Origin of the sequence: Stenotrophomonas maltophilia, assembly GCF_013464485.1 — a bacterium.
Classification (GTDB): domain Bacteria; phylum Pseudomonadota; class Gammaproteobacteria; order Xanthomonadales; family Xanthomonadaceae; genus Stenotrophomonas; species Stenotrophomonas maltophilia_AW.
Genome location: NZ_RAUX01000018.1, coordinates 43,663 through 65,381, shown reverse-complemented (window position 1 = coordinate 65,381; position 21,719 = coordinate 43,663). Strand labels below are relative to the sequence as shown.

Sequence of the window (21,719 nt, the reverse complement as noted above, 5' to 3'; positions counted from 1 at the left end):
GCGAAAAGGTAGATGGGACAAGGCGCTGGCGATGTTTGCGCAGCATCCGTGGCTGGTCATAGAGTGGCGGCTGGGGCAGGGCGATTCAAGCCGATGAACGGAACGTCGTCATCCAGCAGTGGTTTCGGCCCTCTGATTGGCCTGCCGGACGTCGCATAACTGAAAACTGACGCCGTCTCATTTATTATCAATCACTAACAGCGCATTCCAAAGGTATGGTCTAAGGTGGCGAAGCAGGTCCCCGAACGCTCCAAGTCCGACGACAGCAAGGCGTCACGTCGCACGGCCGCGGCGGCGGCGACCGACAATCCACGCCGCCAACGCCTCTGGCGCGACCTTGGCCTGATCGCCATCGCGCCGGCATTGCTGTACCTGGCGGCCAGTCTGTTCACGTATTCAGCGACCGACCCGGGCTGGTCGCATACCGGCAGCGTGGTGGCGCCGGTGCACAACCTCGGCGGCCGCGCCGGGGCCTGGATCGCCGACGTGCTGCTGCAGTTGTTCGGCTACATCGCCTTCCTGCTGCCGGTGGTGCTGGGCGCGCTGGCGTGGATCGCCATGTTCGGGCTCAAGCGCGAGAGCAAGGGCGAGAACGACCTGGACCCAGCGCTGCGCCTGGTCGGCCTGGTCGGCTTCCTGATCGCCGGTACCGGCTTCCTGCACGTGCGCCTGTTCAGTGGCGATGTTTCCAGTGCGGGCGGCATCCTCGGCAAGCTGGTGGGCAACTCGCTTACGGTGGGCTTCGGCGCGCTGGGCGCGAACCTGTTCGTGCTGGTGCTGCTGCTGGCATCGATCACGCTGGCCACCGGGCTGTCCTGGTTCACGGTGATGGAGAAGATCGGCCGCGGCGTGATGTCGCTGGCGCCGTTGCTGGCGCGCAAGAAGGAAGAAGTCACCGAGTGGCAGCAGACCCGGGTGATGCGCGAGGAGCGCCAGGAAGTGCGCAAGGCCGATGCCGAAGTGCGCGCCAAGCGCGAGCCGGTGAAGATCGAGCCGCGCCCGGAGCCGGTGATCGAGAAGAGCGACCGCGCCAAGCGCGACAATCAGATTCCGATGTTCCGTGGCGTCAACGGCGATGGCTCGGACCTGCCGCCGCTGGCCCTGCTGGATGATCCCAAGCCGCAGCCGAAGGGCTACGACGAAGAGACGCTGGAAACCCTGTCGCGGCAGATCGAGTTCAAGCTGAAGGACTTCCGCATCGACGCCCAGGTGGTTGGCGCCAATCCCGGCCCGGTCATCACCCGCTTCGAGATCGAACCCGCGCCAGGCATCAAGGTCAGCCAGATCAGCTCGCTGGACAAGGACATCGCGCGCGGCCTGTCGGTGAAGTCGGTGCGTGTGGTGGACGTCATTCCGGGCAAGTCGGTGATCGGCCTGGAAATTCCCAACGTCACCCGCGAGATGATCTTCCTGTCCGAGCTGCTGCGCTCGAAGGAATACGACAAATCGGCCAGCGTGCTGACCCTGGCACTGGGCAAGGACATTGCCGGCCGACCGACCGTGGCCGACCTGGCGCGCATGCCGCACCTGCTGGTGGCCGGCACCACCGGTTCGGGCAAGTCGGTGGCGGTCAACGCGATGGTGCTGAGCCTGCTGTTCAAGGCGTCGCCCAAAGACCTGCGGATGCTGATGATCGACCCGAAGATGCTCGAACTGAGTGTCTACCAGGGCATCCCGCACTTGCTGGCGCCGGTGGTCACCGACATGAAGGAGGCCGCCAACGGCCTGCGCTGGTGCGTGGCCGAGATGGAGCGCCGTTACAAGCTGATGAGCGCGGTGGGCGTGCGCAACCTGGCCGGCTTCAACAAGAAGGTGAAGGAAGCCCAGGACGCCGGCCAGCCGTTGATGGACCCGCTGTTCAAGCCGAACCCCGAGCTGGGCGAGGCGCCGCGCCCGCTGGAGACGCTGCCGTTCATCGTCATCTTCATCGACGAATTCGCCGACATGATGATGATCGTCGGCAAGAAGGTGGAAGAGCTGATCGCGCGCCTAGCACAGAAGGCACGTGCGGCCGGCATCCACCTGATCCTGGCCACGCAGCGCCCGTCGGTGGACGTGATCACCGGCCTGATCAAGGCCAACATCCCGACCCGCATCGCCTTCCAGGTCAGCTCCAAGATCGACTCGCGCACCATCCTCGACCAGTCCGGCGCGGAAACCCTGCTGGGCCACGGCGACATGCTGTACCTGCCGCCCGGCACCGCGCTGCCCGAGCGTGTGCATGGCGCCTTTGTGTCCGATGACGAAGTGCACCGCGTGGTTGAGCACCTCAAGGCAATGGGGCCGGCCGACTATGTCGACGGCGTGCTGGACGAAGTGCAGACGATGGGCGACGGCGTGGTCGTCGGCGCCACCGGCCTGCCTGAGAACAGTTCTGCCGGCGACGAGTCCGACCCGCTGTATGACGAAGCACTGCGGGTGGTCACCGAGACCCGCCGCGCCTCGATTTCCGGCGTGCAGCGCCGGCTGAAGATTGGCTACAACCGTGCAGCGCGACTGATCGAGGCCATGGAAGCGGCCGGCGTGGTCAGTGCGCCCGAGCATAACGGCGACCGCACGGTGCTGGCACCGCCGCCGCCGAAGTAAGACCCGACGTATCCCCCACGACGTCCAAGGAACCGACGCATGCTTCACCCCGTACCAAGCGCGCTGGCACTGGCGCTGGCAGCCTTCCTGGCTGCCGGCCCGGCACTGGCAGACACCGCCACCTCCGCGCCCGCCACGGCGCCGCCTTCCACCAGCGGCGATACCGAAGCCAGCAATAATTTCAGCATTGTCCGTTACCGCGCCGACTACCAGGTGCGGCCGGATGCGGGCAATGTGCAGACCGAAACCTACGAAGTCCTGCTCAAGACCAAGGCCTCGGTCGAGCAGTTCAGCCAGGTGCGGCTGAGCTACAGCGAGAAGATGGAGACGCTGGAAGTACTTGGCGCCTATACCATCACCGCTGACGGCCAGCGACGCGACGTGCCGGCTGACCGCATCTACACCCAGGAGAGCTACTCCAGCGCCTCGGCGGCGATGTATGCCGACCGCAAGGTGCGGGTGATCGTGTTCCCGAACCTGGCCCCGGGCACGCGCCTGTATTACCAGGTGCGCCGTACCCAGGCCACGCCGTACTTCCCGGGCTACTTCGGCCTGTGGGAGACCTTCAATGTGTTCACCGAATACGAGGACGCCGAAGTCACCCTGAGTGCGCCGGCCAATCTGCCGATGTTCATCGACAGTCGCGGCGTGCAGGGCAGTGATCGCCCGGTGGTGAAGAACGGCCAGGCACAGTGGCGCTGGCGCTATCAGCGCCGCGAGGCGATGCCGGCGCAGAACTGGTCGGCGGCGGGCTGGGAGTTCGGGCCGAACATCATGGCCAGCACCTATCGTGACTGGTCGCAGATGGGCCGCGCCTACCAGCTCAAGGCGGGCCCGGCGGCGCAGGTCACGCCGGAACTGCAGGCGCTGGCCGACCAGGTCACCACCGGCATCAGTGACCGTCGCGAGCAGGCCGATGCGCTGTACCGCTGGGTCGCGCAGAACATCCGCTATGTTGCGGTGTACCTGGGCAACGGCGGACTGGAGCCGAACAGCGCGCAGAGCATCCTCGACAACCACTATGGCGACTGCAAGGACCATGTGACGATCCTGGAGGCGCTGCTGGCGGCCAAGGGCATCTCCAGTTCGCCGGTGCTGATCGGTGCCGGTGGCGGTCCGACGCTTCCGAAGATTCCGGTGCTGGGCCGCTTCAACCACGCCATCACCTACATTCCCGAATTCGACCTGTACCTGGATTCGACCACCGCGTGGGCGCGCTTTGGTCAGCTGCCGGAAGGCGACCTGGGTGCGCCGGTGATGCGCACCCGTGATGCCACGCTGGCGCGCACCCCGGCCAACACGCCGCAGCGCAACGCCACCTCGATGGAGGTGCGTTTCACCTTCGACGCCAACGGCAACCTGCGCGGCGAGACGATCCCGAAACTGGGCGAAAACGCCGAGATCGGCATGCGCGCGCAGTTCTCCCAGCTCAATGCGCAGAATCGTGCGCGCGCTGAAGAGCAGATCATGGCCTCGTCCGGTTTCGATGGGCGAGGGCAGCTGCAGATCCAGGGCGTGCCGGTCGACCTGACCCGGCCGTTCGGTTACCACATGGCCTTCCAGGCCGAGGACTATGCAGACTTCAGCGTGGCCGGCGGCATGGCCGTGCCGGATCCGCCGGGCGGCGAATCGGTGCGTGGGCTGTATGCCACCGCTTCGGCGCCGGCCAACGAGACGCCGTTCTACTGCAATGCCAGCCTGCGCGAGGAAACCTATCGCCTGCAGTTCCCGGCCAATGCCCCGATCATTGCGATACCTGCCAGCCAGCGCTTCACCAATGCTGCGGGCGAGTACCGGGTGGACTGGAGTCGCGAGGGCCAGGAAGTCACCGTGCGTCATCGCCTGCAGCAGAATGCGGTGCGTGGCCCGGAGGCGCTGTGCCAGCCGCAGGACTACCCTGCGTTCCGCGCGCTGTACCGCGAAGTGCGTCGCGGCTTCCGCGGCCAGGTGCTGTACGGCAAGCTGAAGTAGAACCACGCCATGCTTGGATGGCGGGAGCCCGATGCGTGCATCGCCGTTCGGAGGACAAGGGCGTCATAATGGCGCCCTGATCGCCCATTCAGCTTGCGCCGGGCACACTCGTATCCAACCTTCCTGGCCTCCGCGCCCACAGGATTCCTGCATGAACGTCCGCTTCCGCCGTTTCCTCGCCACCACCACCCTGGCCGTGGCCTGTGCCGCTGCCGGCAGTGCCTGGGCTGGCGCCCGTGATGACCTCAAGACCTTTACCAGTGGCCTGAAGGGCCTGGATGGGCAATTCAGCCAGCAGGTGTTCGATAGCCGCGGCAAGGTGAAGGAATCGACCAGTGGCCGCGTTGCATTGTCGGCACCGCGCCTGTTCCGTTGGGAGTACGTGCGCCCGCACGAGCAGCTGATCGTGGCCGACGGCAGGAAGGTCTGGATGTACGAGCCGGACCTGGAGCAGGCCACCGTACGCGAGCAGGGCAAGGAAGAGCAGAACAGCCCGCTGACCGCGCTGATCAACCCGGCGCTGCTGGAGCAGCAGTACGACCTGAGCGAAGAGGCCGCGCAGCGTGATGGCCTGCAGTGGCTGTCGCTGTCGCCCAAGCGCGATACCGAAGCCAGTTTCCAGTACGCCGCGCTGGGCTTCAATGCCCAAGGCCTGGCCAAGATGGAAATCACCGACGCCGTCGGCCAGCGGACCGTGATCACCTTCAGTGGCTGGAAGCGCAACCCGGGCTTCGCGGCTGGCACCTTCAGCTTTACCCCGCCGAAGGGCACCGACGTCATCGGCAACTGATGCCTGACGCCGGGCCTGGCCCGGCGTTACCTGCTCTTGGTGGGTGTCAACCGGCTCGGCTTTGGTGGGTGCCAACCTTGGTTGACACGCTCTCGCGGTACAATGGGCAGGTGGCAAGACATCGTTCAACTTCCTTCCCTGGCCCCGATCTGCTGAGCGTTGATCGGGATCACCTGCGCCCGCTGGCCGAGCGCATGCGCCCCCGCACCCTCGACGAAATGGTCGGGCAGAAGCGCCTGCTGGCGCCGGACAGCGCGCTGCGTCGTGCCGTCGAATCCGGCCGCGTGCATTCGATGATCCTGTGGGGGCCGCCGGGCTGCGGCAAGACCACGCTGGCGCTGCTGCTGGCCGAGTACTCCGACGCTGAATTCCGTGCCATCTCCGCGGTGCTGTCCGGGTTGCCGGAAGTGCGCCAGGTGCTGGCCGAGGCCGCGCAGCGCTTCGCCGAAGGCCGTCGCACCGTGCTGTTCGTGGACGAGGTGCATCGCTTCAACAAGGCGCAGCAGGATGCGTTCCTGCCGCACATTGAACGCGGCACCATCCTGTTCGTCGGCGCCACCACCGAGAATCCGTCGTTCGAACTGAACTCGGCGCTGCTGTCGCGCTGCCGCGTGCATGTGCTGGAAGCGGTGTCGCCAACCGATATCGTCGAGGCGCTGGAGCGCGCGTTGGGCGACCGCGAACGCGGACTGGGTGAGGAGGGCATCGAGGTCGCGCCCGAGCTGCTGCTGGAGATCGCTACCGCCGCTGATGGTGACGTGCGGCGTGCGCTGACCCTGCTGGAAATCGCCGCCGAGCTGGCGGGCGGGGAGGGCGGTCGCATCACCCCGCAGACGCTTACCCAGGTGCTGGCCGACCGTACCCGTCGCTTCGACAAGGGCGGCGAACAGTTCTACGACCAGATCTCGGCCCTGCATAAATCGGTACGCAGTTCCAATCCTGATGCGGCGCTGTACTGGCTGACGCGTATGCTCGATGGCGGTTGCGATCCGTCGTATCTGGCGCGCCGGCTGACCCGCATGGCCATCGAAGATATCGGCCTGGCTGATCCGCGCGCGCAGAGCATGGCGCTGGAGGCCTGGGATATCTACGAGCGGCTGGGGAGCCCGGAAGGCGAGCTCGCCTTCGCCCAGCTGGTGCTGTACCTGGCCAGCACCGCCAAGTCGAATGCCGGCTACGCCGCGTTCAACCAGGCCAAGGCCGACGTGCGCGAAAGCGGCACCGAAGAAGTGCCGCTGCACCTGCGCAATGCGCCCACCAAGCTGATGAAGGAGCTGGGCTACGGCGCCGAGTACCAGTACGACCATGATGCCGAAGGTGGCATCGCGCTGGACCAGACTGGCTTCCCCGATGCGATGGGTGAGCGGGTGTACTACAACCCGGTGCCGCGTGGCCTGGAAATCAAGCTGAAGGAAAAGCTGGATCGCCTGCGCGCCGAACGCGAGGCTGCGCGGGCCGCGAAGGGCCGCTGAGTCGACTTATGTAGAGTCGAGCCATGCTCGACTCCGCTCTTGCATGGGCTTACAGGTACCTCTTGGAACAGCAGCCGAGCATGGCTCGGCTCTACAGGGGTAATGGCAGTCGAGCGCGGTTCGTCACCACATTGTCCTGCGCGCCTGCATTTGGCACACTGCGCGGCGACTTTTTCAAGGATCGATGCCGTGCAGGAAATGATTCTGCCGTTGAAGCGCTACGCCCAGTTCGAGGGCCGCGCCAACCGCCGCGAGTACTGGATGTACCAGTTGTTCCTGTTCCTGGTCGCAACGGCGGTAATGCTGCTGGCCGGCGTGCTGGCGATCCTCCTTCGCAACAATGCCGATGCGCTGGCTGGCATCCTGATCGGCATGATGGTGCTGCTGGGCCTGATGTGGCTGGCCACGATCGTGCCGCTGATCGCAGTGACCGTGCGTCGCCTGCATGACTGCAACCAGTCAGGCTGGTTGTACCTGCTGGCGCTGGTGCCGGGCGGTGGAATCGTGATCCTCATCTTTGCGCTGCTGCCGGGTACGCCGCAGGAGAATGTGTATGGTCCGGTGCCGTCCGGGCCCTGACACTGCATGAGTCGCACACTGCCCGGCGCTGCGGGACAGGTGAATGAAGCCGGCATAGCGCCGGCTTCGTTGATTCCGGGCCGCTGCCGGCGCTACGCCGCGCGCGCCGTTATGGGCAGGCCCAACGGGCTCTCGTGGATGATGCCCCATTGCGGGTACTGGCTGTCGTGCAGCTTGACGTCGACAAAGCCTGCCTCCTCCAGCAGTCGCACCAGATGGGGATACGAGAAGATCCTCAGTTCCAGGGTCGAACCGTCACCACCATGGAAGCACAAGTTGGAGAATCGCTGTTCCCTGCCGTCCCGGGTGATGTTCACAAGGGTCCGATCCGCACCCTTGCCCTCGATCCGGTAGTCGTTGAGCTCCGGGAAGTGCTCGATCGTGACGTCGTGAAAGCCATACGGAACGGAGAGTACGAGAAGCCCGCCCGGCTTCAGCAGTGCCCGCAGGTTTCCGAGCGTGCGCTCGCAGGGGCCATCCACGTGTTCCAGTACATCGGAGCTGACAACAAAGTCATATTTCCCCAGGTAGTGTCCAGCTGGGTGCCGGATGTCCAGCATGGGGCGCTTGTGGAAGTAGGTGTTGATGTAGTCGAACTTGCGCCGAAGGGCATTGGCGTAGATATGGGCGTCGGTCATGCCGATTCCCTTGATCTGTCCGCGCCTGGGAATCCGCTCCAGCACGCGGATCTCCCGCGCTTCGTCGGTTTCCGACTGCAGGGCTGCCATGAGGGCACGGAAGCGCAGGGTGGATCCGCAGCCGATACAGCTGCGGGTTTCCCTCTCGGCGATGGTTTCGCGGGATGCTCGCAGGCGGAAGCCGCAGATGTTGCAGGCGGGCCTCTCGCTGGTCGGGATGCTGACGGGGAAGACGTGCGGGCGGATCGTGTCGAGCCCTCTTCGGGCAAGGCTGCGGCAAATGGCGTACACGCTGTGACAGTCCCTGTTTGTCTTGATGCCGCCTAGCTTGCCGTATGGGCGTGGCGCGAATCCAGCCTGCCCTTTGCCTCGTTTTCTTCCGATGCCCCTCATGCGCGCGTGATACACAGTGTGACGTTCGATCGATGTGATAATCATTCGCGTTTAAGGTAGACTGCGGTCCCTTGTGAACCGGCGGCCCTGGGCCGCTTCTGCCGTCGCTGATGAAGCATTTTGTCCTGCCTTCGCGCCGTGGGCCGCTGGCCCGCAGCCTGGCCGCCTTGATGATGGGTCTGCTCCTGGCCACTCCCTATGCCCATGCGCAGCAGCGCAACCCGCTGCAGAAGATCGGCCATACCGTGCTCGACGAGCCGGCGGCCAGCTACCGCTTCGAGCAGTTCGTGGTGGACAGCCCGGACCAGCAGCGGCGCTGGCGGGTGAACGTGGCGATTCCTGCCAAGGGGGGCAAGGCGGCGCCGGTGTTGTATGCGCTGGACGGCAATGCCGTGGCCATGGTGCTGGACCAGCCGTTGCTGGCTGAACTGGCCGCGCGCACGGCGCCGCCGGTACTGGTGCTGATCGGCTACGACAACGACCTGCGCATCGATTCCAAGGCGCGCACCCGTGATTACACCGCGTGGATCGACCGTGCCGACGATGAGAGCGGCAGCACCCAGGCGGTTGGCGGTGGCGCTGCCGCGTTTCTTGATGTGATCGAGCGCCGCATCAAACCGGAAGTCGAGCGCCGCGCACGCATCGATACGCAGCAGCAAGCGCTGTGGGGTCACTCGCTGGGCGGCCTTTTCGTGCTCAATGCGCTGTACACCCGGCCCGCCGCGTTCCAGTCCTATCTGGCCGCCAGCCCGTCGTTGTGGTGGAGCCAGGGAGCAGCACTGGGCGACCCGGAGCAGCAGTTTGTGCAGAACGTGCATGGCCAGCCGGCGAAGTTGTGGCTGATGCTCGGCGGTGCCGAGCGCGTCGGCGATCGCGGGAAACGCGACATGAACAACCCACGCGTGGTCGCACATCTGCGTCGCATTGGTGGCGCCACGCCGGATGCGGCGATGCAGCTGTCCGAGCGCCTGGGCAAGGTGCCGGGGCTGAGCGTGCGCTACCGCGAGTTCCCGGGCCTGGGGCATGGCCCGATGCTGCCTGCCTCGTTCCACGCTGCCCTGCACGAGCTTTACGGTGTTGCCGACCGCAGCGCTGGCGACGGCGCACCCGCTGGCAGCGACAACACCGCCGAATGAATCCCTTCGCACGCAATGCCGTGCGACCCCACTACCCAGGCGATGCTGCCGGCGCGCAGCGGCCCAGGCAACCGATGAATCCCGCGCCGCGCGGCGTGGCCTACGTGTGCAAGGAGCCTTCCATGTCGTTCCGTCCGTCTTTCCGTCTCACCACTCTCGCTGCCGGCCTGTTGCTGGCGGTCACCGCCACCGCGCAGCCGGTGTTCGATCAACCGGCCAATGCCACCTTCAAGGGCCAGGTCGTCTCGCGCGGTGAGAACGTTGTTCCCGGCAGCACCGCCGACGTGGTCGGCCGTGGTTTCGTGCCGGGCCAGAAGGTCAGCCTGCTGCGTGGCGACAGCGTGCTCAATGCACAGCCGGTGGTGGTCGATGCCGATGGCAACTTCAAGACCCAGTTGAGCATTCCGGCCGATGCCGTACCGGGCACCCACCCGGTGGTGGTGCGCGCCAGCCAGCCGGCCGCCGCCACGGTGCTGAAGCTGCGCGTCTCGCCGCAGCTGCCGCTGTCCGGCCAGGCGCAGTTCGCCACCCAGTCCAACAAGCTGGTGCCGGGCCTTTACCAGTCCGCCTACAGCGCGGCCAGCAATGCCGTGTTCGTCACCTCGGCCGTGGGCCGTCCGCCGGTGACCCAGTCGCAGCTGCTGAAGCTGGACCCGAAGACGCTGAAGGTGACCAAGGCGATCACCCCGGCACAGGTGCCGGGCAGCACCAACGGCGCGGTGTATGCGGTCTACGGCGTTGGCGTGGACGACACCAACGGCAATGTATGGGTGACCAACACCCGCCAGAACTCGATCGCGGTTTACCGCCAGAAGGATCTGTCGCTGGTCCATCAGTTCCCGGTCGATGCCGTGCCGCACGCGCGCGACGTGGTGGTCGATGGCACCCACGGCAAGGTGTTCGCCTCGGCCACGGGTGAGGACCATCTGTCGGTGTTCGACGCGAAGACGCTGAAGGAACTGCCGCAGGTGACGCTGGAGTCCGGTGTGGATGACGGCAAGTTCACCCCGATGAGCCTGGTGCTGGACGAGAAAAGCGGCAAGCTGTTCACCGTCAGCATCGGTACGCCGGAAGCAGCGGTGATCGATGTGGCCAGCGGCAAGGTCGAGAAGGTCATCGACCTGGGCAATTCGATCAGCGCCTCCGGCGTGGCGTTCGATGCGGCGCGCAACCGCCTGTACGTTGCCTCGCAGGGCACCGACAACCTGCTGATCGTCGATGTCGCCGCAGGCAAGGTGCTGCACGACGTCCCGGTCGGCGCCGGTGCGCTGAACGTCGCCTTCGATGATGCCTCCGGCCTGGCCTACGTGAGCAACCGTGGCGCCGGCACCGTCACCGTGGTGAATGGTGACGGCAAGGTGGTCGCCAACCTCGATGGCGGCACGCTGCCGAACCATGTCCGTGCCGATGGCAAGGGCAATGTGTTCGCGGTGAACAAGTCGCGCGGCGCCGAAGACCCGAAGGGCGACCGCATCACCCGCATCACCCCGAAGCAGTAAGTCATACGGTGGGGCGGCGCAAGCGTCGCCCCGCCAGCAAGGAGAACGTCCATGAACATCGCGTCCCGTCTGCGCCTGTGTGCGCTTCCGTTGGCTGTCTCGCTGGCGCTGGCTGCCTGTGGCGGCTCGTCTGCACCCTCCGATGCCAACAAGCCTGCTGAATCGCCGGCCGCAACGGCGGCGGAAGCGGCGCTGCCGGCAGGCTGGCAGCGCGTGGCCGGCGCCGAAGTGCCGGCGGTACGTGACCAGAAGGCGGTGCTGCCGACCACGGTGCACTCCGATGACGGCGCCGACGTCGAGGTGGCCGATACCAGCCGCATCATCGCCGGTGGCGACGATGTCATCGCGGTGATCGAGGCGCTGGGCCTGGGCACGCAGGTCTTTGCCGCGCCCACCAACACCACCACCCAGGCGGGCCTGGCCGCGCCGCACCAGTTCCTGTTCAACCGCACCACGGGCGTGGAAGGCGTGCTGAGCCTGAAGGGCTCGCTGTTCGTCGGCAACAGCCTGCGTCGCCACACTGAACTGTCGAAGAAGCTGCGTGAAGTGGGCGAACCGGCCGTGGTCATCGACGACCTGCAGCCGGCACCGGACAAGGTGCGCAAGGTGGCCGCCGCACTCGGGCTGGCCGAGGCAGGGCAGGCGCTGGCCACACAGGTGCAGCGCCAGCTGGATGAGGCTGCAGCGCTGGGCAAGGGCCTGGGCCATGTGCCACGAGTGATCCACGTGTCGGCGACCGGCGCCGGTGGCGCACCGACCGTTGCAGGCGCGGACAGCGCGTCGGCGCAGCTGATCGCACTGGCCGGTGGCGTCAACATCGGCACCGAGGCAGGGGTGAAGAACTACTCGCAGCTGAGCAACGAAGGCGTGGTCGCTGCGGCACCGGAGGTCATCCTGGTGACCGAACATGACCTGCAGCTGTTCGGCGGCGCCGACGGGCTGTGGAAGTCCTACCCGACGCTGAAGCAGACCCCGGCCGGGCAGGCCAATCGCGTCTGGGTGATGCCGGATGTGCAGCTGAAGTACACCAGCGTCGGCTCCGGTGCCGGTGCGCTGGCCCTGGCCAAGGCCTTCGCGGCGTTGCCGAAGGCATGAGTCCGGCGGATCGGCGCCGCCGTCGCGGGCGGACGATGTTGATGGTCGCTTTGCTGGCACTGCTGGGGGCAGTGCTGGCGTCGTTTGCCGTGGGTCCGCTGCGCTTGCCGCCGATGGAGGTAATGCAGGCGCTGGCGGTGAAACTGGGCCTGCTTGATCCGCAGGCGGTCAGCAGTCGCGATCTGGCGGTGGTCTGGCAACTGCGCATTCCGCGCGCCCTGCTGGGTGCGATGGTGGGCGCGTCGCTGGCGATGGCCGGTGCCAGCCTGCAGGGCCTGTTCGGCAATCCGCTGGCCGATCCTGGCATTGTCGGTGTCAGCCAAGGCGCCGCACTGGGTGCAGTTGCCGCCATCGTGCTGGGTGCTGCGGGCGCGGCCGGTTGGCTGGTGCCGGTGGCCGCGTTCGCTGGCGGCGCACTGGCAATCGGCCTGACCTACGCATTGGCCCGGCCCGGCAAGGGCACGGGCAACGCCACGCTGCTGCTGGTCGGTATCGCGATGGCCGCGTTCTGCTCGGCGTTGATCGGTTTCCTTACATATATCGCCAGCGAGAGCGAGCTGCAGTCGCTGGTGTTCTGGCAGATGGGCTCGCTGGCGCGCGCCAACTGGGCCGATGTGGCGGCCGTGGTGCCGTTGTTTGCCATCGGTGTGTTCGCGCTGCAGCGGTTGGCCACGCCGCTGGACATGCTGGCGCTGGGCGAACGCCAGGCACAGCACCTTGGGCTGGACGTTACCCGTACGCGGCGTCGTCTGGTGGCGTTCAGTGCGCTGCTGGTGGGCGCAGCGGTGGCGTTTGCCGGTTCGATCAGTTTCGTCGGCCTGGTGGTGCCGCACGTGGCGCGCCTGCTGGTCGGTCCGGGCCATCGCTGGCTGCTGCCGTTGTCCGGGCTGCTCGGTGCCCTGCTGATTGTGGTGGCCGACACCGCCGCGCGCACATTGGATCCGCCGGCGGAGATTCCGCTGGGCCTGTTTTCGGCCGCACTGGGCGCACCGTTCTTCCTCTGGCTGGTGCTGCAGCAGCGCCGCAAGGCCGCGCCATGAGCGTGCTGTTGAAGCTGCATGAGGTGGTGGTACGCCGCCAGCAGCGCGAGATCCTGCACGGCATCTCGCTGGCGTTCGAACCGGGTACGGTCACCGCACTGGTTGGCCCGAATGGCGCGGGCAAGTCCACGTTGTTGGCGGTCGCCGCCGGTGACCTGCGCGTTGACGCGGGCGAAGTCAGTCTGCTGGGCCGGCCGCTGGCCAGCTACAAGGCCGGGCCGCTGGCGCGCGAGCGTGCGGTGATGCCGCAGGAGCATGGCGTGCGCTTCGCGTTCAGTGTGGAAGAAGTGGTGGCGATGGGGCGGCTGCCACATCCGCCGGATCCAGCCGTGGACGACGCCCAGGTGGAAGCGGCCATCGATGCCGCCGAGCTGCAGGCGCTGCGCCTGCGCGAGGTGCAGCAGCTGTCCGGTGGCGAGTCCGCCCGGACGACGTTCGCGCGCGTGCTGACGCAGGACACGCCGCTACTGCTGCTGGATGAGCCGACCGCAGCGCTGGATCTGCGTCATCAGGAACGCACGCTGCGCAGTGTGCGCGCCTGTGCCGAGGCCGGTGCGTGCGTGATCGTGGTGCTGCACGATCTGAATCTGGCCGCCGGCTATGCCGACCGCATCGTACTGCTGGAGCAGGGCAGGGTGGCAGCCGATGGCACGCCGTTGCAGGTGCTCACCGAAGACAACCTGCAGCGGGTCTACCAGCAGGATGTGGTGGTGCTGGAGCACCCACGGCGCGGCGTGCCGCTGGTAGTGGTGACCTGAGCGTCCAGTCGTTCTGCGCGGCGACGTATCATGTGCAGTTCGTTTTCTTCAATGGACTGATGTGATGATCTGTCTCTTCCCGCGCGGCGCACTCTTTGCTGCAATGACTGCGATCGCCGGCGTGGTGAGTGCTGCTCCGGCAACCTCCATTTCCCTGATGGATGCGACCGAGCAGGCTTCGCTGATCGAGAGCCGCCATTCCTCCGGCGAGGGCGCTGCGGTGTCGTCAATGAGCACCAGGTACTACGCCAGTGACGAAATGCATTTCAGCTGGGACGGTCAGCAGGTCCTGACGTTGTGCGAGGGTGCGGTGTATCTGAGGTTTCCCGAGGGCAAGCCGGTGGTGTTGACCGCAGAGCAGCGTCAGATGTTCGCTTACCAGGCCATGATGTCCAGTCTTGGAGCAATCGCTGCCGTCGGTGCCGCATCGGGTGAATCCCTGGAGGTGGCGGCTGACGGCAACGAGACCCGCAGCGCGGGAGAGAGTCCATGGGCCTATGGGGTGGAGCGCTTTGAGGTGACCACCCAGCGCATGCCGGATGGCGCGGTGCGCGTGCATTCCCGCAAGACCGAGATCGTGAACACGACGCCCCCGGCGCGCCCGAACGATATGTTCAGCACCGAAGACGACCAGGCGGCGCGTCTGTCCGAGTTGGCGCCGGTGGGCAGCTGGACCGAGGTGGTTGTCCATGAGGGGCCGCGGCTGCCACATGTGGATCCGGCGATGTCGTTGAAGGGCTGGATCTCGATGGGGGACGACCAGGCTGCGACGGTGGGTGAGGCGCGCAAGCTGCACAAGTGCAAGTGAGGTCAGCTGGGGTCAGAGCCCTTTGCCCGTGGCCAAGGGACCGGACCCCGATCGCTGTCGGCTTCATCGTTCCATTTATGTGCGCAATATTCACTTGCGCGCCAGATTGGCAGGTCTAGAATGCGCCCCATGAACCGGATGCCGCTCCTGACGTTTTTCACCCTGACCCGCGCAAGCGCGGAACGGGCGTGTCTGCCTGGAGCCCCACGAAGCCGTTGAGACGGCCATCGCTGGACCTTCGACAGAGCGCCCTCCGGGGCGCTCTTTTCGTTTCTGCTTTCCCGGAAGTCGACTAACAGTCGACTCTACCCAGTACCCAAGGAGAACGTGCCATGCACCAGATCGCCGAGACCGAACGCTAGCCGCGCACCCTGTCGCCAACCGGGGTGCGCGGCCCCCGAAGTTGGCTTTGCAGGAACCTTTCTCATGAACACCCAAGTCCTTTCTCGCCGTCGCAACCTCGGCATCATTGCCCACATCGACGCCGGCAAGACCACGCTGACCGAACGCCTGCTGTGGAAAAGCGGTGAGATCCATCGCGTCGGCGAAGTGCACGATGGCAACGCGACCACCGATTTCTCGGCGATCGAACGCGAACGTGGCATCACCATCGGCGCTGCTGCCGTACAGGCGCAGTGGGCGCCGCGCGACCTGCCGCCGCATCGGCTGACCCTGATCGACACTCCCGGCCACATCGACTTCGCCATTGAAGTCGAGCGTTCGCTGCGTGTGCTCGACGGCGCCGTGGCCGTGTTTTCGGCCGTGGATGGCGTGCAGCCGCAGTCGGAAACCGTGTGGCGCCAGGCGCGTCGCCATCGCGTGCCGCTGATCGCCTTCGTCAACAAGATGGATCGCGTCGGCGGCTCGTTCGAGCGCGTGCTGGAGCAACTGCAGGACAAGCTGCAGGCGCGGCCGTGGGCGCTCGGTGTGCCACTGGGCAGCGAAAGCGACTTCAACGGCTGGGTCGACCTGGTCGATGAGCGCGTGCTGCACTGGCAGGATGGTGCCGTAACCACGGTGACCCCGTGGGACGACGCGGCGCGCACCCTGTGGCAGCCGCAACGCGACGCACTGGTCGAGGCCGTGGCCGACCACGACGAACTGCTGGCTGATGCCTGGCTGGAAGGTCGCGCGATCGATGCCGAACAGCTGCGCGCGGCGATCCGACGGGCGACGCTGGCCGGTGCGGGCGTGCCGGTACTGGCCGGTGCGGCCTTCAAGGACAAGGGCATCGAGACGCTGCTGGATGCGGTGGTCGATTACCTGCCGTCGCCGCTGGATCGGCCTGCCGTGACCGCCGAAAGCGAGAGCGGCGAGGTGGTGCTGTCGCCGGATCCAGACGGTCCGCTGGCGGGCCTGCTGTTCAAGATCACCCACCAGCAGCACGGCGCATTGAGCTTCGTGCGGCTGTACTCGGGCACCTTGAAGGTCGGTGATGCCGTGGCCAGTTCGCAGTATCCGCAGGGGCGGCGTGTCAGCCGCCTGGTGCGGGTGCAGGCCGACCAGACCCATGACATCGAGCAGGCCGTGGCCGGTGACATCGTCGCGGTACTGGGCTGGAAGGATGCGGTCAGCGGTGAAACGCTGAGCGGGCGTGCGCAGCCGCTGCGCCTGGAGAACATCCAGGCACAGGCGCCGGTGCTGGCGTGGCGGCTGGAGCCGGCGCGTGCGGCCGACCTGATCCGGATGGCGCAGGGCTTGGCCAGCCTGGCCCAGGAAGATCCCTCGTTCCGCGTCGAAACCGATCGCGACACGGCGGAAACCCTAGTCTGGGGCATGGGCGAGCTGCACCTGGAGGTGATGGTCGAGCGCCTGCGCAGCGAGTGGAAGGTCGAGGTGGGCGTAGGTTCGCCGCGCGTGGCCTATCAGGAGACACCGCTGCGTGCGATGACCGGCGTGGTGGGGCGGCTGGTCAAGCAGACCGGTGGCCAGGGCCAGTTCGCGCACGTGGTGCTGGATGTGTCGCCGCGCGAGGACGACCGGGTCGTGTTCAACGACCGCATCGTCGGTGGCGTGGTGCCGCGCAGCTTCATCGCGGCGGTGGAGAAGGGCGTGCGTGCCGCGCTGTCGGAAGGTCCGCAGGGCCATCCGGTGGTCGGCATCGAGGTCAGTCTTGTCGATGGCCAGACCCATGCCAAGGACTCGTCGGAGATGGCGTTCCACCGTGCCGGTGCCGAGGCGATCAAGGCGGCGCTGGTGGAGGGCGGTACGCAGCTGCTGGAGCCGGTGATGGCGGTGACGGTGCATTCGCCGTCGGCGTCGGTGGGTGATGTGGTGGGCGACCTCAATCGCCGCCACGGCCGCATCACCCGCATCGACGACCAGGAGGGTCGCGCTGAAGTCAGCGGCTTTGCGCCGCTGGCGCAGCTGGTGGGTTACACCACCTCGCTGCGGTCGCTCAGCCAGGGCCGCGCCAGCAGCGAAGCGCACCTGCATGGGTACGAGCCAGTGCGCACTGCATGAGGAAAGTGAGGGGAGCCCGTTCGCGGGCTCCCTTTTTTGCGACGGCTTTTTTGCATTGCATCGCAACAAAACTGCAGAAAAAGCTGGATTAAAGTGATGCCTCACGATAAATTGCGCACCCCCCGTTGCTCGCCGCCGCCCGCACCCCTCTCATGCGTGATGACAAAGACCCCGGAACCCTGGAGCTGACCCTGCCGCGAAAGCGCGGTCGTCCGCCCAAGTTCGGGTACGCAATGAGTGACGCGCAGCGCGCAGCGCGCTACCGCGCGCGCCGGGCCGGGCAGGCCAACCACGCCGATGTGCGCTCCTGCTCGGACATGGTGCTGCTGGACAAGATCCGCGCTGCGGTGAGCGCGCGCGACACCGAGCTGGCCGGGTTCCTGGTCCACGTCCTCTGGCAGCGCTACCCCCTGCAGTTGAAATAGGCCGTCGGTGGGGTGGCCGTTGTCATCGAGCTTGTTGATAATGCGGGATTCAGGTTGTTCCCGCTGGCGCGCCCGGGATGGCAGGCGCGCATGATCGAACGGTTCCCAAGATGACGACCACCAGCGACACCACCACCGAAGCGGCGCCGAGCAGCGCCCCCCTGTTCTACACCCGTCCGGTGCCGCTGCAGGCCGATGTGCATGCCGATCTGCGCATCCTGCCGGGCAGGCTCGAGTTTGCCGCCGGCAACAACGCCATTCCGCTGGTGCTGGGCGAGTTCTCGCTGGCCCTGCACCACTTCCCGATCCTGTTCGCCGGCCCGACCGCCGTGCCGATGGCCGCCGTCGGTGTTTCCGACCAGAACCTGTTCATCAAGGACGGCCTGTGGGAAGACGAGGCCTACATTCCGGCTTACCTGCGTCGCCACCCCTTCATCTTCATCGACACCGGTGCGGACAACGACTTCCTGCTGGGCATCGACGAAGAGAGTTCGCGCGTGGTCAAGGGCGGTGACGAAGGCCAGCCGCTGTTCGTTGATGGCAAGGCCACCGACATGGTGCAGCAGGCGTTGGAGTTCTGCGGCCAGTACACCCGCGAGCACGAACAGACCCAGGCCTTCTCCAAGGCGCTGATCGACAGCGGCCTGCTGGTCGAGCGCAACGCCACCGTCCGCACTCCGGATGGCCGCGAGTTCAATCTCAACGGCTTCCTGGTGGTGGACGTCGAGAAGTTCGTAGCGCTGCCGGAAGCGACCGTGGTCGAGTGGCACCGCAGCGGCTGGCTGGCGCTGATCCACCAGCACCTGATGTCGCTGGGTCGCTTCAATGACCTGACCCGTCGCCAGGTCGAGCGCCTGGCGGCCTGATCAGGCCGATGGTGAGGCTTCCGCCTTGCGGGAGCCGTGCCACTTCTGCAATCCCCGCAGCAGTCGCCGCGCCTCGACCCAGTCGGGCGCGGCATCCTGACCCAGCTCCCACAGGTCGCCCGCCGTTTCGGCCTGCGCCTGTGCGCCGCACATCTGCAGGGTGCCCTGCAGGCGATGGGCATGATGACTAAGCGCTGCCGCGTCGATGTCTTCCACTGCCTGTTCCATCCGCGTCAGCTCGCGACCAATGTCGGCGATGTAGCCGGGATCCCAGTGCGCAGCGATGTCGCAGGTGCTGGCGGGTACGTTCATTGGGCGCTCCAGTGCCCGCAGCAGTTCCGCAATCTGCAGTGGCTTGGTCAGGGTGGCATCGAACCCGGCCCTGCGGCAGCGTGCCGCATGGCGTCTCCCACGGTGCGCCGACAGGGCAATCAGACGCAGCGGTTGCCGCGCCTGCCCGCGGAGCTGTTTCGCCAATGCATAGCCGTCCATATCCTGAAGCCCGATGTCGAGCAGGATGACGCTGCGCGGCCGCACGGCCTGCTCGGCCAGCGTGCCGGCGGCGTCGCCCAGTGCATGCACATCGGCGCCCAGGCATCGCAGTTTCTCGCTGATCATCCTGCGGTTGAGCGCATGATCCTCGACCAGCAGCAGCTCGACGCCGCTCAATGGCATGGCGGTATCGACAGCGTTTGCAGGCGGTGCAGCGGTCGCGGCCGGCCGCACCGGCAGGCGCAGCGTGAAGCGACTGCCTCGCCCATGCACGCTGTGCACGGTCAGCGTGCCCCCCATCGCCCTGCTGAGTTCATGCGCGATGACCAGGCCAAGGCCACTGCCACCACGTTTCTGTCCGTCCTCGCTCTGCTCGAACGGCCGGAACAACAGGGGGAGTTGCTTCCCGGGAATGCCAATGCCGCTGTCGACAACCTCCAGCAGCAGCTCGTGCGGAAGGGGAGCGGGTGACAGCTGCAGGCGCAGTTCGACACCACCGATATCGGTGAACTTCAACGCGTTGCCCAGCAGGTTGTCGACAATCTGACGCACACCCTCCGGGTCCAGCATGACGATGGGGGCCGGCCCGGACGGGGCATCGAAGCGTAGTGCCAGTCCCTTCTGCCGCGCCTGCGGCCGCAGAGCAGCCAGCGCGTGGTTGCAGAGCAGGGTGATGTCACAGGGGCGCATGCTGGGCGTGTAGGTGCCGCTGGCCAGACGCGAGAATTCCAACGAACGGTTGAGCAGCCCGCGCAGCGCGTGGCTGGCCGCTTGCGCGGCTGCAAGCAGTTCGCGCTGGCCTTTGGGTGAAGAGGACTGGCCCAACAGCTCGATCGAGGCCAGCAGGGCCTGCGCGGCATTGCGCATCTCGTGGCTGATCATGCCCGCCGCCCGCGCCTGGTTCCGGCCCTGGCGGGCCCGGCGGCCGCGCACTGCATGCCAGATCCACGGCAGGCCGGCGAGGGTGCCGAGCAGTGCCAGCAGCCAGGGCGGGGAGGGTGTGCGTACCCGGTCCAGGGTGCGCTCCAGCGAGGTGGGCAACACCTGCAGGGCCCACAGATGCATCAGGCTGGCGTGTTCTTCCAGCGTGATGTCGCGCAGGGCCTGTTCGATGTGTCGAAGCAGTGGCTGGTCTTCATGGCGGCTGAGCAGGTGCAGGTCGGTGGAAAAATCGCTGTGGAACGGGTGAACTTGCAGCTGGCCGCCGAAGTGTCGCCGGATCAACGGCCGAAGGGTGCTTTCCAGTCCGATCGCGACGTCGGCGGCCCCCGTCGTGACGGCTGCCAGAGTGGCATGCCGGTCAGCCAGGCGCAGAAGAGGGATGCCGGGGTGGTGGACCGTGAGCCAATCTGCGTACGGGCCGCCGTCGACTACGGCCAGCAGGTGTTCGTTCAACTCAGCAACATGGCGCGGCAACCGTTGCCCGGCGCGCCCAGCCAGCATGGTCCTGCCGCCGGGAAATGCGTGCGACGCCCGCAGTTCGGGGCAGGGAAACGGCTTCTGGCCAGGCGCGCCCATCACCAGCGCCAGATCCGCCTCGCGCTCGCATATCGCCGCCATCGACGCATCAACATCGGGATAGGCCTGCTCCAGGAAGCGCAGTTGCGCGTGCCGCTCCACAAGGCTGGCATATCCATGGGCCAGGGTCGGCATCGGCGCCGATTCGGCCAGGGCCGCAGGCATCTGTCGCAAGCCGGGCGCGGTGGCCACCCGGACGTCGCGTCCGGGTGCCCATTGTTGTGGCCGGGTATCCCCGACGGATGCGACCGGCAGCAGAATGAGGGCCAGCAGCAGGGCCGGCGTGCGCCACCGCAGGCGAGCGGGTGTTCTCATGACGACTCCATCTGGCGCCGCATGGCGTAGATCTCGACGGCGTTTCGCAATCCAAGCTTGCGCAGGGCGGCGGTCTTCTGGGTGCTCACCGTCTTGATGCTGCGGTGGCGGCGCAGCGCGATCTCGGAAACGGTCAGTCCGGCCAACAGCAGATCCAGCACTTCGCGTTCATTGCGGCTGAGTTCGAGGTAGCCGCCCGGCAGCGCGAAATCCGGCGGCAGGCGCGTCAGGCCCTGTGATATGCGTACGATCGCGTCCGACAGCATGGCCAGCGGCTCGGCCTTGCTGACAATGCCGCAGATGCCACCGTCAATCAGCTGGTTGATGTGTGTCGTGGGTGTGAGGGTGGCAAAGGCGAGCAGCGGAACGCAGGGAAAGCAGTTGTGCAGCAGGCTCACCAGTTCCGTGGCGCTGCGGTCGCCCTGGCCCAGGGTGAGGTCGATGATGGCAACGTCCACGGGCATCCTCTGCAGGCTGCCGAGCAGCGCATCACTGTGGGCATGGCTGGCCACGATGCAGAAGCGGTCGTCACTGGAAAGGTGCAGGGCGGTACCACGACGGACGACGTCATGGTCGTCCAGAAGCGCCAGCCGCAGCCGACGCGGTGCAGGAGATCCATTCATGCGCTGGGAGGTGATCGGCGCCCATGAGGCGTGATGACCATTCTGGCGCCACTGTCGCGTCGAACATCGAAATTGCTCTATTTTTGCGACTATTCCTAAAAACCGATGCTCCGTTCCAATCGATTCGGGACAATGCATTGGTGAAGTGTATCGATTGGCAGGAAGCAGTCCCCGGGTTGCAAGAATGATCCGGCTGCCGCGTGGAGGGCGCAGGCACGCGGCGTCTTCAGTTCTCACCAGGCCGGACTTCAC

General features: G+C 66.4%; 17 protein-coding genes. 14 read left to right on the top strand and 3 right to left on the bottom strand.

Going from position 1 to position 21,719, the window contains the following annotated elements:
- Nucleotides 1-225: 225 nt before the first annotated feature.
- From D7Y61_RS08775 to D7Y61_RS08755, 5 genes are all read left to right on the top strand, one after another.
- A complete protein-coding gene (locus tag D7Y61_RS08775; RefSeq protein WP_180865940.1) occupies nucleotides 226-2,586 on the top strand; it encodes a DNA translocase FtsK 4TM domain-containing protein in 2,361 nt (786 codons plus the stop codon).
- A 39-nt stretch (nucleotides 2,587-2,625) separates the two neighbouring features.
- Nucleotides 2,626-4,557 carry a DUF3857 domain-containing protein gene (locus D7Y61_RS08770; RefSeq protein WP_180865939.1) on the top strand — a complete coding sequence of 644 codons (1,932 nt, stop codon included), beginning with the start codon at nucleotides 2,626-2,628 and terminating at the stop codon, nucleotides 4,555-4,557.
- Nucleotides 4,558-4,708: 151 nt separating this feature from the next.
- Nucleotides 4,709-5,347, top strand: a complete 639-nt coding sequence (lolA, locus tag D7Y61_RS08765) for an outer membrane lipoprotein chaperone LolA (RefSeq protein ID WP_180865938.1) — start codon at nucleotides 4,709-4,711, stop codon at nucleotides 5,345-5,347.
- Nucleotides 5,348-5,541: 194 nt separating this feature from the next.
- Entirely contained in the window at nucleotides 5,542-6,819 is a 1,278-nt protein-coding gene (locus D7Y61_RS08760) for a replication-associated recombination protein A (protein WP_227199431.1), read from the top strand.
- 189 nt (nucleotides 6,820-7,008) lie between these two features.
- Nucleotides 7,009-7,398 (top strand): DUF805 domain-containing protein, encoded by a 390-nt coding sequence (locus D7Y61_RS08755; RefSeq protein WP_180865937.1) that lies wholly within the window; start codon nucleotides 7,009-7,011, stop codon nucleotides 7,396-7,398.
- A 92-nt stretch (nucleotides 7,399-7,490) separates the two neighbouring features.
- Here the strand turns inward: D7Y61_RS08755 and D7Y61_RS22725 are convergent, their stop codons facing one another.
- Nucleotides 7,491-8,327 carry a methyltransferase domain-containing protein gene (locus tag D7Y61_RS22725; RefSeq protein ID WP_180865936.1) on the bottom strand — a complete coding sequence of 279 codons (837 nt, stop codon included), beginning with the start codon at nucleotides 8,325-8,327 and terminating at the stop codon, nucleotides 7,491-7,493.
- Between the two features lie 212 nt (nucleotides 8,328-8,539).
- Here D7Y61_RS22725 and D7Y61_RS08745 point away from each other — a divergent pair, with 212 nt between their 5' ends.
- The 9 genes from D7Y61_RS08745 to D7Y61_RS08705 all read left to right on the top strand — a co-directional run bounded on the left by D7Y61_RS08745 (nucleotide 8,540) and on the right by D7Y61_RS08705 (nucleotide 18,519).
- On the top strand, nucleotides 8,540-9,565 hold the full coding sequence (locus D7Y61_RS08745; protein ID WP_180865935.1) for an alpha/beta hydrolase: 1,026 nt from the start codon (nucleotides 8,540-8,542) through the stop codon (nucleotides 9,563-9,565).
- A 122-nt stretch (nucleotides 9,566-9,687) separates the two neighbouring features.
- Complete coding sequence (locus D7Y61_RS08740) at nucleotides 9,688-11,064, top strand: YncE family protein (RefSeq protein ID WP_180865934.1); 1,377 nt, start codon at nucleotides 9,688-9,690, stop codon at nucleotides 11,062-11,064.
- Between the two features lie 51 nt (nucleotides 11,065-11,115).
- Complete coding sequence (locus D7Y61_RS08735) at nucleotides 11,116-12,159, top strand: heme/hemin ABC transporter substrate-binding protein (RefSeq protein ID WP_180865933.1); 1,044 nt, start codon at nucleotides 11,116-11,118, stop codon at nucleotides 12,157-12,159.
- Nucleotides 12,156-13,199, top strand: coding sequence for a FecCD family ABC transporter permease (locus D7Y61_RS08730; RefSeq protein ID WP_180865932.1), 1,044 nt, complete (start codon nucleotides 12,156-12,158; stop codon nucleotides 13,197-13,199). The genes D7Y61_RS08735 and D7Y61_RS08730 overlap by 4 nt, the downstream gene beginning before the upstream one ends.
- Nucleotides 13,196-13,957, top strand: coding sequence for a heme ABC transporter ATP-binding protein (locus D7Y61_RS08725; RefSeq protein ID WP_180865931.1), 762 nt, complete (start codon nucleotides 13,196-13,198; stop codon nucleotides 13,955-13,957). The genes D7Y61_RS08730 and D7Y61_RS08725 overlap by 4 nt, the downstream gene beginning before the upstream one ends.
- A gap of 64 nt (nucleotides 13,958-14,021) precedes the next feature.
- Nucleotides 14,022-14,765 (top strand): hypothetical protein, encoded by a 744-nt coding sequence (locus D7Y61_RS08720; protein ID WP_180865930.1) that lies wholly within the window; start codon nucleotides 14,022-14,024, stop codon nucleotides 14,763-14,765.
- A gap of 426 nt (nucleotides 14,766-15,191) precedes the next feature.
- Nucleotides 15,192-17,228: an elongation factor G gene (gene fusA / locus D7Y61_RS08715; RefSeq protein WP_180865929.1), complete on the top strand. Its 2,037-nt coding sequence runs from the start codon at nucleotides 15,192-15,194 to the stop codon at nucleotides 17,226-17,228.
- Between the two features lie 152 nt (nucleotides 17,229-17,380).
- Complete coding sequence (locus D7Y61_RS08710) at nucleotides 17,381-17,653, top strand: hypothetical protein (RefSeq protein ID WP_005409616.1); 273 nt, start codon at nucleotides 17,381-17,383, stop codon at nucleotides 17,651-17,653.
- A 110-nt stretch (nucleotides 17,654-17,763) separates the two neighbouring features.
- Nucleotides 17,764-18,519 (top strand): SapC family protein, encoded by a 756-nt coding sequence (locus D7Y61_RS08705; RefSeq protein WP_180865928.1) that lies wholly within the window; start codon nucleotides 17,764-17,766, stop codon nucleotides 18,517-18,519.
- Here the strand turns inward: D7Y61_RS08705 and D7Y61_RS08700 are convergent, their stop codons facing one another.
- Both D7Y61_RS08700 and D7Y61_RS22720 read right to left on the bottom strand, forming a co-directional pair.
- Nucleotides 18,520-20,844 (bottom strand): ATP-binding protein, encoded by a 2,325-nt coding sequence (locus tag D7Y61_RS08700; RefSeq protein ID WP_180865927.1) that lies wholly within the window; start codon nucleotides 20,842-20,844, stop codon nucleotides 18,520-18,522.
- Entirely contained in the window at nucleotides 20,841-21,719 is an 879-nt protein-coding gene (locus D7Y61_RS22720) for a response regulator transcription factor (protein WP_345776230.1), read from the bottom strand. Before D7Y61_RS22720 ends, D7Y61_RS08700 begins: the two co-directional genes overlap by 4 nt.